Genomic DNA, 13,757 nt, shown 5'->3' with positions numbered 1-13,757 from the left:
CGGACAATATCGATAGAACTGACCACCACTGCGCGAGTGAAGCCCAACTTTCTCGGGTTGCTCACCTCGGGCGGTGGCGGTGGATTGAACGCGGGGATGCTGTGGTTCAACATCTTATCGCTCAAGACGGCCTATAACAGTCTGCAAAAGAACGATGCACCGGAATACACCTTGGGCTTTGCTTCATCGATTTTTGGGGTGATCGGTGCAGCGGTGGCGACGATGGTCAGCGTGCGGGCAACGCAGAAGGCCGTGATGTTGAGATTGAGCTCAACGGCGCCGGGCATGGCCTTTGGTAATGGAATCATCAAGTTCTTAAGCAGTAATTTGTTTGCGCGTTTGGCTGGTTATCCGGCAATAGCATTTAGTTTTTTCGCGGACAGTGCTAAGGCGCTGCGACAGCATAACAACGGTAACCTAACTGCAGCCAGTTACACGATGGCTGGTGGATTCACCATGGCTATTGGCTCCGCTGTCGCCCTTGAAGCAGGACTGGCCGTTGCTGGCGTGACATCAGTTGTGCCATTTGCCGGATGGGCCGCAGCTGCTCTTGTTCTAGTAGGCGTAGCCATCATTGCTGGAGGCCTTTACCTGCACGCCAAGGCCCATGAGCACCTTCACAGCCCAATTGAGCTTTGGGCCGCACGCAGCATCTTCGGTAATCGCATCAATGATGGAGAGGGGCGCGCTGGCATTACCTTGGACTATGAGCAGAAACTTCCGGCTTACGCGTCGCTACAAGCCGAGGTCAAAGCCTGGCACAACGAGCATTACGGACCAAAACTACTATCCGCCGAGCAGGCCCTGTCACTTGGTATAACTAAAGTCGACACTAAATGGCATCGGAATGACCACTGGTCTCCGCCCAACTGGACTGCCATCACCCATAACGAAGTAGCCACACCTCAACCCACCGTTGAGTTCACCGTGCTGCTGCCTGGCTTTGTGCCTGGGGTAAGCGAATGGTCAGGAAGTTTGAGCACCCTACATGACGACCAAGGAATGCACGTATTCCCAGCCGCCCCGACCGGCCACATCGTAGGTGGTGGTTTGGTTCTTCATTTCGAGAACAGACTGGCAAACCAAAATCATGTCTCACTGCATTTATCTTACAGCGCCAATCAAGGTTTGGACGAAGATAATGAGACCCAATCAAACTTTCATCTGAAGCGTTAATTATGGCAACCACCTGGATATTCAATTCAAAGTCAGACTCTGGACACAAACCTGCAATTGGGGGACAGCTGGCAAACGCATCCGAAAATATCTTATGCCTGCGAAATCCATGGATAACAGACTCCGTATTCATGGGAAAACTGTACTGCGCAATAACAGTCATATCACTCGTCGGATTTTACCCTCAAATCCTCCCAATCACCTTAGACCTCTACAATAAAAATGCTGCTTTAATGCTTTTGTTCTTAATCTCTCCACTTCCCTTCGTTCCATTTCTGATTTATCGTATCTATTTTATAAAAAACCTATCAAACTTTTTCCTCAACCGTTCGACCCAAAAAATCTACTACCAACGCTTGAGCAAAGTATTAGTCTTCGAGTGGAGCAATACCGGAGGGGGCATATTCAAACGCACCGAATACGGCGGCTCATCCTTCAGCACCAGCTATGCCCTCGCCTTCGCCCCTCGCCGAGCGGATGGCAGTCTCCACCAAAAAGACTGCCTCTGGATCGACAGCAACGACCCCACCGAGCCCGGCGTAAAGCACGTCGCTGAAGTCTGGGAATACCTGCGACACTTCATGGCCCACGGCCCGGACAAGCTCCCCCCGCCCGGCGAAGCCAACTGGTGGCACAAGCCACTCCACGCCATCTGCCTGACCCCGGCAGAAGCCTGGCAACACTACGCGCCCTGGCGAACCGGCGAGCCCGGTGAAATGCAGGGCAAAAAGAACTGGCAACTGCCGTTCTGGGCCGTGCTGTTCCCCTACAACCTCACCGTCGCCATTTGCTGGTACGGCATCTGTCGCCTGTTCAATGTTCGCGTCGCCTCACCACCGCCTGAAGCGTTTGAGGAGCGCCCGGCACATTCGGGCAAAAGGAAGCGCGCATGACTAACGCCTCCGTCAGCAATGCCACCTCCGCCCCTGCCCGCAGCGCACGCATCTCTGTAGGTGCTGGCCTAGTTATGTTTTTCGAGAACACGCTAGCCAACCAAAATTACGTCTCACTGCACCTCGCTTACAGTGCCTATATAGGGTTGGACGAAGACGATGAGTTCCTCGCACCTTTTCGTCTGGAACGCTGAGCATGGCAACCATCTGGATATTCAATTCAACGTCAAACTCTGGGCACAAACCTGCAATTGGAGGGCAACTGGCAAGCGTATCCGAGAACACTTTATGCCTGAGAAATCCATGGGTAACAGACTCGGTATTTATGGGGAAACTTTACTGCGCAATGACAATAACACTGATAATAGGTACTTACCCTTATCTCTTACCCAGTATTCCGGACCTCTACGACAAAGACATTGTATTGATGCTTTTATTTTCAGCAACCCCTTTCATATTCGCTCCTTTCCTGGCTTATCGAATCTTCTTTATAAAGGGCTTGTCGAATATTTGCCTCAACCGATCAACCCAAAAAATCTACTACCAACGTTTGAGCCGGGTATTCGTCTTTGAATGGAGCAACACCGGCGGAGGCCTTTTCAAACGCACCGAATACGGCGGTTCATCATTCAGCACCGGTTACGCCCTCGCATTCGCCCCTCGCCGGGAGGATGGCAGCCTCCACCAAAAAGACTGCCTCTGGATCGACAGCAACGAACCCACCGAACCCGGCGTCAAACACGTCGCTGAAGTCTGGGAATACCTCCGTCATTTCATGGCCCACGGCCCGGACAAACTCCCCCCGCCCAGCGAACCCAACTGGTGGCACAAACCGCTGCACGCCATCTGCCTGACCCCGGCAGAAGCCTGGCAACACTACGCGCCCTGGCGAACCGGCGAACCTGGTGAAATGCAGGGCAAAAAGAACTGGCAACTGCCGTTCTGGGCCGTGCTGTTCCCCTACAACCTGACCGTTGCCCTCTGTTGGTACTTCGTCTGCAAACTATTCAACGTCCGAGCAGAGCCACCGCCCCCTGCAGCCTTCGAAGAAGCCCCTGTTCACCCAAAGAGAAAGAAGCGCAAATGAGACCCATCGTACTTGTAGGCCATCGTCATAGTTGCCCGCTCCATGGCGAAGGCACCGTGCAAACAGGCGCAAGCGCAACATTTGTGGATGGCAGGGCCGTCGCACGGGTGGGCGACCGCATCAGTTGCGGCGCCGTCATCGAAACCGGCGCTGCCTGCACGATGATCGAGGGCCAACCAGCCGCACGAGAGGGAGACACCACCAGCCACGGAGGGACTTTGATCGAGGGGGACCAGGGTTGGCTCATTGATTGAAAGTAAATACCGGCACTGAGCCGAGGCCGGTTAAACGCCAGAACCCAAACGAGATCATTCCCCTAACTCTAAAACCTGTCAGTCACGTGATTAGGCCGTCTTTCGGCCCAATCACCCAACAAGCGCTCACAGGCAGTTTAACCAACGGTAATTCCCTGAGACCAATAGTTCCTCCGGCGTCAGAATATCCTTACACAAAGCTCATAAAACTAAACAACTCCACGATTCACAAAGCCATGGTGGTTAACCAAGAAAAATCCTTCAAATTATTTCGCCGCTTGCATTTCCGTTCGGCAACCCTTAACACTAACCCCATCAGCCGATGGAGATTAACCATGTCCCGCCTCGCCGAGTTCCGCGCCCTCGAACGACTACTCGCGACTAAAAAGTCCGAACTCTCATTCATACAAATCGACCCGCGCCTCATCCGCGAATTCGAATTCGAAAGCAAACTCCACAACCTGCTTGCAGAATATCAGTTCAATCTCTCGAACATACTGGCCATCATCGAGAGTGAAATCGCAACCCAAGGTTACGGTGTCTATCAACAACCGCCCCCGGTCGTATCGCCCGCACGTTACAGGGCTCGGCAAAGCAAATACTACATAAACCCTCATACCGGGGAGGAAGTAGAAGCAAAAAGCACCCTGCACAAAACCGTAAGGTTGTGGATAAAGCAGTACGGCCGTGCCGAGGTCGAAAGCTGGGCAACAGCATGGTCGGTATGCACGCACAAACCTGGCCTGTAGCCATTGCTGTGCAGCACAGCCTGCCCTTCCCTGCCTGGCCTGCGCCCATCAAGCAACAAGGGTGAAAGCCTTCTACCCTTTAATGACGTGAATCCCTGCCGCGCCCACAGGGCAACGCAACCGTTCGGTAACCGAACAGTAGCCCGTCTCTCGAATTGACGCTGCCGCCTTCACTGCGCACCATGCACCGGCCTTGCGTGCCCCCTGCCTGGGACTTGGTCACGCACCTGTAGTACCGCAGCTGAATACAATTTCAAGAAACGAGCAGTTTATGAACCACACCAAGACCACCCCCGCCGCGCCCCGGATGCACAAGGGTTCGATTGGCGACAAGCTTCGTGGCGCCTTCGGCGTCGGCAAGACCCGTTGGGGCATGCTTGCCCTGGTGTTCTTCGCCACCACCCTGAACTACATCGACCGAGCCGCCCTTGGCATCATGCAGCCCGTGCTGGCCAAGGAGATGAGCTGGACGGCGATGGACTACGCCAACATCAACTTCTGGTTTCAGGTCGGCTATGCCATCGGCTTTCTGCTGCAGGGCAGGCTGATCGACAAGGTCGGGGTAAAACGCGCCTTCTTCTTCGCCGTACTGCTGTGGAGCCTGGCCACTGGCGCCCATGGCCTGGCCACTTCGGCGGCCGGCTTCATGGTCTGCCGTTTCATCCTGGGCCTGACCGAGGCCGCCAACTACCCGGCCTGCGTGAAGACCGTGCGGCTGTGGTTCCCGGCGGGTGAACGGGCCATCGCTACCGGCCTGTTCAACGCCGGCACCAACGTCGGCGCCATGGTCACCCCGGCCCTGCTGCCGCTGATCCTCGCCGTGTGGGGCTGGCAGGCCGCGTTCATCGCCATGGGCAGCCTGGGCCTGGTGTGGGTGGTGTTGTGGGTGTTGAAGTACTACAACCCTGAAGACCACCCCAGCGTGCGCCAGAGCGAGGTGCAGTACATCCAGCAGGACGATGAACCCGAGCCTGCCCGCGTGCCGTTCAGCCGTATCCTGCGCCTGCGTGGCACCTGGGCGTTTGCGGTGGCCTATGCGATCACCGCGCCGGTGTTCTGGTTCTACCTGTACTGGCTGCCGCCGTTTCTGAACCAGCAATACAGCCTGGGCATCAACGTGACCCAGATGGGCATCCCGCTGATCATCATCTGGCTGACGGCGGACTTTGGCAGCATCGGCGGCGGCATCCTGTCGTCCTGGCTGATCGGCCGTGGCGTGCGGGCCACCACCGCAAGGCTGGTGTCGATGCTGATCTTTGCCTGCACCATGGTCAGCGTCGTCTTTGCCGCCAACGCCAGTGGCCTGTGGGTCGCAGTGGCCGCCATCTCGCTGGCGGTCGGCGCGCATCAGGCGTGGACAGCGAATATCTGGAGCCTGGTGATGGACTACACGCCCAAGCACCTGGTGAGCACGGTGTTCGGCTTCGGCAGCATGTGCGCGGCGATTGGCGGGATGTTCATGACGCAGATCGTCGGCAGCGTGCTGACCGCCACCAACAACAACTATGCCGTGTTGTTCACGATGATTCCGGCCATGTATTTCCTGGCGCTGGTGTGGATGTACTTCATGGCACCACGCAAGGTCGAGAGCGCCTGAGGGCGCTAGCCACTTACCTCTACGGGGCCCTTGCGGGCCCTTTTTTTGGTCTGATGATCAGACCGTGAAAGCGCGTTTTCTGTCGGGGCAGCGTTGATTGCAAGGGGAAACACAAGTCCTGTAGGAGCAGCCTTGCGCTGCGAAGAGGCCATTGCAGCCGAAGATAATCTTAAGCCTTACCGGCCTCTTCGCAGCACAAGGCTGCTCCTACAGGGGTTAAGCGGGAGACTGCGTGATGGTTCCGAAATCAGACGGTGGCCAGCACCGCCATGGCCTTCTCCAGCGCCATGCACGCGCGCTGTTCGCCGCTGACGCCTTGCTCCAGCAGCTGCCGTGTGGGGATTTCCAGGCTCAGCGGCACGGTGGGCGGCAGGCCGCGCAGCAGGCTGACCAGGTCGGCATCGCCGTCACCGGGGAAGCGCCGCTCGTTTCGCGCCTGCCGCAGGATCTCGTCCATGTCGGCGGGTACCGGGCCGGCGACGTCGCACAGCTGGGCGTAGCGCATGCGCTGCGGCGCCAGTTGTGCCAGGTCGTCCAGCGAAGACCGGGAGCGATTGAAGTGGAAGGCATCCACCAGCACGCAACCATTGCTGCGGTCGGCGTTGGCCACCACCCGCATGGCCTGGCTCAGGTCGCGCACATCGGTCCAGGGCATGAACTCCAGATGCGGGTAAATGCCATACCCCGCTGCCAGGTCACACAACGCGGCAAAGCGCTCGGTCAGACGGGCCTCATCCGGGTCGTTGCCGGCCACCAGCAGCTCTGTGCCACCTAGCTCGGCGCCTACCGCCAGAATCGGTTCGAAATCGGCCACGCTGGTTTCGGGCTTCAGGCGCAGTATTTCCAGGTCGAGCACCTTGATACCGGTGTCGCGCAGGCGCGCCTGGGTTTGCCGGCGCAGGTCGGCGTCGGCCACAAGCGGGAAGTGCTGCTCCTGTTCGGTGGCCGGCACCAGGCGCAGGCCAACGTGGCTGTAACCGGCGCGGGCAGCTGCCTCAACCATGTCCGGCGGGGACAGTTCGAGCACCGTCAGGGCGGCGAGGGAGAAAATTCGATCAGTCATTGTTAGTCACCAAAAATAACTCAAGGTCGGCTTAGGCAATCTGCTCGGGGGCACAGGCCCGGCCGCTTTGCGCCGCCTGGCGGATGGCTTCGATCAGCGCCAGCGTGCGGCCACCGTCGGCAGCGTCGATCAGCGGCGCCTGCTCACCGCGGGCAACCCGCACGAAATGCTGCAACTGCAGGGTCAATGCCTCGCCATCAGGAATGGTTTCTTCGCTCTGCAGCAGCGGCGTGTGCCAGCCAGACCCCGCCTCGGCGTAGTGCCAGCGCTTGAGCTGGGGAATACTCAGCGCCCCTTGGGTGCCAGCCAGCAGGTAGCAAGGCTGGCCATCCTGGCGCGGGTAGATCGGGCTTTCGCCGGAGTCCAGCTCCCAGCTCCACGGCGCGGCCACCGCGTCGGAGCCGGTCAGGCTGCCCAATGCGCCGTTGGCGAACTGCAACAGCACCGCGGCGCTGTCTTCGTTGGCAAAACCGCGTACATCGTTACGGGTGAACGCCTGCACCTGCACTACCTCGCCGCACAGATGACGCAGCAGGTCGAGGTCGTGGATCAGGTTGGTCAGCAAGAAGCCGGCCCCCGGCTCGCGACGCCATGGGGTGTCGAAGTAGCTGTCTGGCTTTTGCAGTTGCCACAGTGCGGTGACATTGATCAGCCGGCCCAGCTTGCCGTCGGCAATCACCTGGTGCGCCTTGGCGATCAGTGGATTGTGCCGCCGGTGATGGCCGACCAGCACTGGCACACCACGGCTGCGCGAGCCCTCTACCAATGCACGAACTTCATCCAGGTGCACGCCCACCGGCTTCTCGACCAGCACTGGCACGCCGGCCTCGATGCAATCCAGCGCGGTAGCCACATGCAGGTTGTTCGGGTTGGCAACGATCACCGCCTCGGGGCGCACACGCTCCAGCATCTGCCGGTGGTCGGCAAAACAGGGCACGCCGCACTCGGCGGCAAAGGCCTCGGCCTGCGGGCCCGGGTCGGCCACCGCGCACAATTGGGCTTGCGGCACGTTACGCAGGTGCTGATAGTGCTGGCGGCCCATGATGCCGGCGCCAATCAAGGCAATACGAAGGGGTGCATTCAACAGCCTGTCCTCTTGTCGTTGTTTTTTGGCAGATTCTGAAACCGAATTCCAGAACCAACACTAAACAATTTAGAACCAAGTTCAGCTTTTCAGAAGAACCGGTAGAACAGACTGTGCGGTAATCGACCAGTAATGTGGCTTCAGGCAAACAATTCGCTTGCCCGGCTGGCTGCAGACAGCTCTTGCGCCGCCGCCAGCAACAGCGGCGCCAGCTCTGCCAGGCGGCTTTGCGCCATCCGTGCGCTAGGCCCGGCGATGCTCAATACGCCAATCACCTCGTCCGTTTGCGGGCGACGCACCACCGCCGCCAGGGCCGAGGTACCGATGGCCGAGGTTTCCTCCACCCAGGCATATCCCTGCTCGCGGGCACGGTGCAGGTAGGCAAGCAGTTCCTCAGTGGAACGTGGTGCGTTGGGGCCGAACTGCGCAGGGTCGGCAATGCCCTGGCGCAACACCATCTGCAGCGCCTGTTCATCGTCCAGGCTGGCCAGCCAGGCATGCCCTGAAGCGGTGTAGAACAGTGGCGCATCGCGGCCCATGTCCGGGTCGTAGCGCAGCCCGGAGCGGGCGCCCTGGGACTTGGCGATCCAGGTCTGGCGGGTACCGTCGATCACGCCAAGGCGCACCAGCTCGCCGCTGTCCTGGGCCAGGCGGTCGAGAATCGGCTGGATGATGTCGGCACCGTTGCTGGACAGGTAACGAAAGCCCAGGGCCACCAGCTTTGCCGACAGCTGGTAGCGGCTGTTGTCGCGGTTCTGCCGCACGTAGCCTAGCCGCACCAGCTCGGTGAGCATGCGGTGGGCCGCGCTTTTGGGGATGTCCAGGCGCTCGGCCAGGGTTTGCAAGGGCAGCCCCTGGGGTTCGCCGGTAAGGCTCTCTACAAGACTGAAGGCGCGTTCGATCTGACTACCAGCCATGACACAGTTCCCTGATTTTTTTGCGGATTCTAGAAGATGATTCCATATGAGCGGTAGAGCGCGCAGCCAGCCTCCCTTGAAATGTCCGGTTATCGCCCAGTAGTTGCCCTTCCAGGCTGCCAGGCCATTGCGGGCCGACCCACTGCGGATAAAAATATGGAACCTTGTTCTAATAACAAAACAGGAACGCCGCAATGCCTTCTGCTGCTCTCGATACCGAATACGATGTACTGGTCATAGGCTCTGGCGCCGCCGGGCTGGCTGCGGCCGTGACAGCTGCCTGGCACGGGCAGAAGGTGATCGTGCTTGAGAAGGAACCCGTGTTTGGCGGCGCCACCGCGTGGTCGGGCGGCTGGGCATGGGTGCCACGCAACCCGCTGGCCCAGCGGGCTGGCATTGTGGAAGACATCGAGCAGCCACGCACCTACCTGCGCAATGAACTGGGGGCGAATTACAACGCCGAGCGAGTGGATGCCTTTCTCGAAGCCTGCCCGCACATGGTGGCGTTCTTCGAAAAACACACAGCGCTGCAGTTTGCCGACGGCAACGGCATCCCGGACATGCATGGCGACACACCCGGTGCGGCCCAGGGCGGCCACCAGGTAATTGCCGCGCCGTACGACGCCCGCCAGGTGGGCGCCTTGCTGCCGCGCCTGCGCAAGACCCTGCGCGAAACCTCATTCATGGGCATGCCGATCATGGCCGGCGCAGACCTGGCCGCCTTCCTCAACATGACCCGCTCGCCCAAGGCCTTGCTGCACGTGTGCAAGCGCTTTGGCCGCCACCTGTATCACCTGGCCCGGTATGGCCGGGCGATGCACCTGGTCAACGGCGTGGCATTGGTGGCGCGCCTGGCCAAGTCGGCACAAGACCTGGGCGTGCACCTGCAGGAGTCGGCGCCGGCCAAACGCCTGCTGGTCGAAGAAGGCCAGGTACGTGGGGTGCTGGTGGGCACACCGCAGGGCGACCGGCAGATCCGGGCCAAGGCCGTGGTACTCGCGGCAGGTGGCTTCCCCAACGACAGCGCCCGGCGCCGGCAGCTTTTCCCGCGTGATGCCAGCGGCCACGACAACCTGGCCCTGCCGCCGCAGGGTTGTTCCGGTGACGGCCTGCGCCTGGGCGAGTCGGCCGGGGGCGTGGTTGCCACCGACCTCAAATCGCCAGTGGCGTGGGCACCGGTTTCGCAGGTGCCGCACCGCGACGGCAGCGTCGGCCACTTCCCGCACATCATCGAGCGCGGCAAGCCCGGCATCATTGGCGTACTGGCCAACGGCAAGCGCTTTGTCAACGAAGCGCATGGCTATTACGACTATGTGTCAGCCATGGTCGCGGCGGTGCCGTCGGACGAGGAAGTGTGCTCGTGGCTGGTTTGCGACCATCGCTTCTTGCGCCGCTATGGCCTGGGTTACGCCCGCCCGGCACCGCTGCCGGTAGCGCCGCATGTGCGCAGCGGCTACCTCAAGCGCGGCGCCACGCTCGAACAACTCGCCCAGGCGTGTGGCATCGACCCGTCCGGGTTACGCGCCACGGTCGATGACTTCAACAGCCACGCCCGCAACGGCCAGGACCCGGCATTCGGCCGTGGTTCCACACCGTTCAACCGCAAACAGGGCGACCCGCAGCACAAAGGGCCCAACCCTTGTGTAGCGCCCATTGAGCATGGGCCGTTCTACGCGGTGAAGGTGAAGCCTGGCTGCTTTGGCACCTTTGCCGGGCTGCGCACCGATGGCAATGCCCGCGTGCTGGACGAGGCCGGGCAGCCGATCCCGGGGTTGTATGCTGCAGGTACCGACATGGCCAGCGTGTTTGGGGGCTGGTACCCGTCGGGTGGCATCAACCTGGGCCCGGCGCTGACCTTTGGTTATGTGGCCGGGCGGCACATTGCCGGGGTGCAAGGGTACGAGTGAGGTACGCCGAAAGGTTTGCATCAGGTGGCAGGCATTGCTGCGCTCGAAGCGGATATCTGCGCCAGCCAGTAAGGCACATCGACCTCGTCGATCTGCTCGGCGCGCAGGAAACGCTCGGCATACTGGCGGTACACCCCGCTGCTCAAGAACAGGTGCAGCAGTTGCCCGTCGATGTGCCTGTCGCGGGCCATGAACACCAGGATTTTTACTGATTCGGACAGCGTCTTCGGTGGCTTGTACGGCCGGTCGGCAGCGGTCAGCGCTTCGAAGATGTCGGCAATCGCCATCACCCGTTCGGCAATGCCCAGGTCGTGCTCGCCCAGCCGGCGCGGGTAACCGCTGCCATCCATCTTCTCGTGGTGGTTGCCGGCAATGGCCGGTACCCTTTTCAGCTGGCGTGGAAACGGCAGCGCGCTGAGCATGATGATGGTCTGCACGATGTGCTCATTGATCTTGAAGCGTTCCTCGTCATTCAGCGTGCCGCGTCGAATCGACAGGTTGTACAGCTCGCCATGGTCGCTGGCATGGGCTGGCAGGCGCATGTCGAACCCCCAGTGGTTGCGCGGGTCGCCCTTGGCCACCGGTGGTTTGCGTTCACCCCAGGGCACGCGGTGCTCCGGCCGGTCGGCCAGCAGGGGTTCGTCTACCGGGAGTGCAGGTTGCGGTAAACCTGCAAAACGCTCCGCCTCGTCGCGGGAAATGCCCAGGCGGTTGTCGAAGTGGCGCTGCCAGCGGCGCTGGCCAATCTGCTGCAAACGCTCGATGTCGGCGTCCTGCATGAACTCGCCGCCGATGTTGGCCTGGGCGACGAAGGCAAAGTCATTCTGCAGCCGATCCTGGCTTTGTACCAGGCTGGCTTGCAGCGCCCGCTGATCGGCACCGCTGGCCAGGCCCTGCCAGTACGCGAGCTCGGCATCGCGCCACAGCACTTCAAAGCGCATGCGCACCTCGTGAATGCGATTGTGCAGGGTTTCCAGCTTTGTCGCCTTGTCCACCACATACTCGGGGCTGGTGACCTTGCCACAATCGTGCAGCCAGGCCGCCACGCGAAATTCATAGCGCTCGGCTTCGGTCATGTTGAAGCTGGCATAGGGGCCGGTGTCGGCGGCAACTACCTGGTCCAGCAGCATCTGCGCCAGCTGCGGCACCCGCTCGCAATGGCCGCCGGTATAGGGGCTTTTGGCATCGATGGCGTCGGCCAGCAGCTTGATCATGGCATCCATCAGGCGTTGCTGGGCTTCGACCAGCTGCCGCGTCTCGATGGCCACAGCCACCACACCCGACAGCTCTTCGACAAACTGCCGGAACGGCTGGCCCAGCTGGTCGTCGTCCAGTTGCAGCACCAGGATGCCCAACAGCGCCTGGCTACGGTCTTTCAGCACCACAGCCAGGCTGCGCTCGTGCAGGCCGAGGGCCTGGTTCACGGCAGCGGGCAGCGTGGGCCGGGCAGCTTCATCCACGGCCAGCTCGGCCGGGTATTGCTCACCGCGGCAGGAGGCGGCCAGGCGCAGCAGCGCGTGCTCGGCGTCAAACAGGTACACCACACCAGCATCGGCCCCGGCAGCATGCACCAGGTGGGTGAGTACGCCATCGAGCATGTGCTCGAGGTCGCGCTCGCGACTGAGCGCGAGGGTAATGGCCTGAAAGCTGCGGATGGTGCCAGACATGCGGCTCAGTACATGGCTCAGTTCGCGTACTTCGGTCACCCGCGACTTCACCCCCACTTCGCGGCTGAAGTCGAAGCCGGCCAAGCCTTGCACCTGCTCGGCCAGCACCTTCAACGGGCGACCGATGCGCCGCCCAAGTACCCCGCCGAGCACCAGCAGCACGGCCATCAGCGCAGCGGTCCAGAGCAACTGTTCGAACAGCACCTTGCGCGCACCGGCCAACAACTCATGGGCCGGCACGGCAATCAGCACCTGCAGGTCCTGCCCGGCCAGGTTGGTCAGCGGGATGCGCATGCCATACCAGGTCTGGCCCTGCACCTGATAGGGCTGTGCCCGGGTGCCTTGCTGCTGGTCAGCGTAAAGGTGTTGCAGGCTTGCAACGCCCAGTTCGCCGACACGCGACAGGCGCAGGCCCTGCCCTTCATGCACGATTACCCGCTGCAGGTTCGGGTAGGCCACGACGCTGCCTTGGTCGTCGACCACCGCAATCTCTGTGCCGGGGGTGATGCGCAGCCCCTGGGTTTCGCTGGCCAGGTCGTTGACCGAAACATCCATGCCGATCACTGCACCACCGTCAACGCTGCGCTGCGCCATGGTCAGGCCGATCTCGCGGGTGGTGAAGAACACATAGGGCGGCGTTAGCGCGGTACCGCGCTGTGCGCTGGCTTCGGCGAACCACGGGCGCGTGCGTGGGTCGTAGCGGTAATCGGGTTTGGCCTGAGCCTGCAACAGGTTCAACGCCCTGTCGTAGTAGCGCCACTCGCCCTGTACCACCCCGCCTTCACCCCGGCTGACACTCTGCACCAGAAACGCCGTGCCCGCCGGCGCGGCAAAGCGCTGCAGCAGCTGTGGGTCCCGCAGCCGGCGCACCAGCAGGAAATCACCATTGGTGTAACCGATGTAGGCAGCACTGAGCATGCGGTTGGCATCCAGCGTCTCGACCAGCTGTGGCAGCCGTTCGAAGCGCTGTGCCTGGGTATGTGCAGCGGGGTTGTGGGCCAGCAGGCGGATACTGCTTTGTGCCGGGTCGATCAGCCGCCGGGCGCGTTCGTCGATGGTCTTGCCAACTTGCTGGGCGGCATCGCCGGCGGCGGCTACCAGGGTCTGGCGAATGCCGTAATAACCCTGCCAGGCCAGGGCGGCGCCGAGCAACAGCATGCCCAGCACGACGGCCAGCGCTACCAGCCATTGCAGCGAGATGCCACGCCCGGCTTTACCGGCAACACGGCCATTCGACACGCAGCCCATTCCAGGTACTCCATGTGTGGCAGTTTGAAGGAGCAGCCAGAACGATCATGCAGGCCAGGGCCATTCGCAGGCAGCGTGACGGGCCGAATGGTGGCAAGTAGCCCTGGTCCATCTT

General features: G+C 61.1%; 11 protein-coding genes and 1 pseudogene. 8 read left to right on the top strand and 4 right to left on the bottom strand.

Annotated elements, in window-relative coordinates; all coding sequences use genetic code 11:
• The 7 genes and pseudogenes from WF331_RS07555 to WF331_RS07525 all read left to right on the top strand — a co-directional run.
• Nucleotides 1-1,176: pseudogene (locus tag WF331_RS07555) on the top strand (T6SS effector BTH_I2691 family protein); the annotation flags it as partial.
• A gap of 2 nt (nt 1,177-1,178) precedes the next feature.
• A complete protein-coding gene (locus WF331_RS07550; protein ID WP_284397797.1) occupies nt 1,179-2,069 on the top strand; it encodes a hypothetical protein in 891 nt (296 codons plus the stop codon).
• Complete coding sequence (locus WF331_RS07545) at nt 2,066-2,263, top strand: hypothetical protein (RefSeq protein WP_284397800.1); 198 nt, start codon at nt 2,066-2,068, stop codon at nt 2,261-2,263. Before WF331_RS07550 ends, WF331_RS07545 begins: the two co-directional genes overlap by 4 nt.
• Nucleotides 2,264-2,265: 2 nt before the next feature.
• A complete protein-coding gene (locus tag WF331_RS07540) occupies nt 2,266-3,156 on the top strand; it encodes a DUF6708 domain-containing protein (RefSeq protein WP_284397803.1) in 891 nt (296 codons plus the stop codon).
• A complete protein-coding gene (locus WF331_RS07535) occupies nt 3,153-3,410 on the top strand; it encodes a PAAR domain-containing protein (protein WP_061202415.1) in 258 nt (85 codons plus the stop codon). Before WF331_RS07540 ends, WF331_RS07535 begins: the two co-directional genes overlap by 4 nt.
• A 335-nt stretch (nt 3,411-3,745) precedes the next feature.
• On the top strand, nt 3,746-4,159 hold the full coding sequence (locus tag WF331_RS07530) for a histone-like nucleoid-structuring protein, MvaT/MvaU family (protein ID WP_016500303.1): 414 nt from the start codon (nt 3,746-3,748) through the stop codon (nt 4,157-4,159).
• Between the two features lie 307 nt (nt 4,160-4,466).
• A complete protein-coding gene (locus WF331_RS07525) occupies nt 4,467-5,756 on the top strand; it encodes an MFS transporter (RefSeq protein ID WP_431357535.1) in 1,290 nt (429 codons plus the stop codon).
• A 247-nt stretch (nt 5,757-6,003) separates the two neighbouring features.
• On the opposite strand, the gene WF331_RS07520 is transcribed toward WF331_RS07525, so the two are convergent.
• The 3 genes from WF331_RS07520 to WF331_RS07510 all read right to left on the bottom strand — a co-directional run bounded on the left by WF331_RS07520 (nt 6,004) and on the right by WF331_RS07510 (nt 8,820).
• Entirely contained in the window at nt 6,004-6,819 is an 816-nt protein-coding gene (locus WF331_RS07520) for a sugar phosphate isomerase/epimerase family protein (RefSeq protein ID WP_284397986.1), read from the bottom strand.
• 31 nt (nt 6,820-6,850) lie between these two features.
• Complete coding sequence (locus WF331_RS07515; RefSeq protein ID WP_016500306.1) at nt 6,851-7,903, bottom strand: Gfo/Idh/MocA family protein; 1,053 nt, start codon at nt 7,901-7,903, stop codon at nt 6,851-6,853.
• Between the two features lie 140 nt (nt 7,904-8,043).
• A complete protein-coding gene (locus WF331_RS07510; RefSeq protein ID WP_016500307.1) occupies nt 8,044-8,820 on the bottom strand; it encodes an IclR family transcriptional regulator in 777 nt (258 codons plus the stop codon).
• Nucleotides 8,821-9,014: 194 nt separating this feature from the next.
• Here WF331_RS07510 and WF331_RS07505 point away from each other — a divergent pair, with 194 nt between their 5' ends.
• Nucleotides 9,015-10,727, top strand: a complete 1,713-nt coding sequence (locus WF331_RS07505; protein ID WP_284397988.1) for an FAD-dependent oxidoreductase — start codon at nt 9,015-9,017, stop codon at nt 10,725-10,727.
• A 20-nt stretch (nt 10,728-10,747) separates the two neighbouring features.
• Here WF331_RS07505 and WF331_RS07500 read toward each other — a convergent pair whose 3' ends face one another.
• Nucleotides 10,748-13,642 carry an HD domain-containing phosphohydrolase gene (locus tag WF331_RS07500; RefSeq protein WP_016500309.1) on the bottom strand — a complete coding sequence of 965 codons (2,895 nt, stop codon included), beginning with the start codon at nt 13,640-13,642 and terminating at the stop codon, nt 10,748-10,750.
• Nucleotides 13,643-13,757 lie beyond the last annotated feature (115 nt).

Origin of the sequence: Pseudomonas sp. YNh (assembly GCF_037993085.1) — a bacterium.
Classification (GTDB): Bacteria; Pseudomonadota; Gammaproteobacteria; order Pseudomonadales; family Pseudomonadaceae; genus Aquipseudomonas; species Aquipseudomonas putida.
This window is presented reverse-complemented; position numbering and strand designations above follow the sequence as displayed.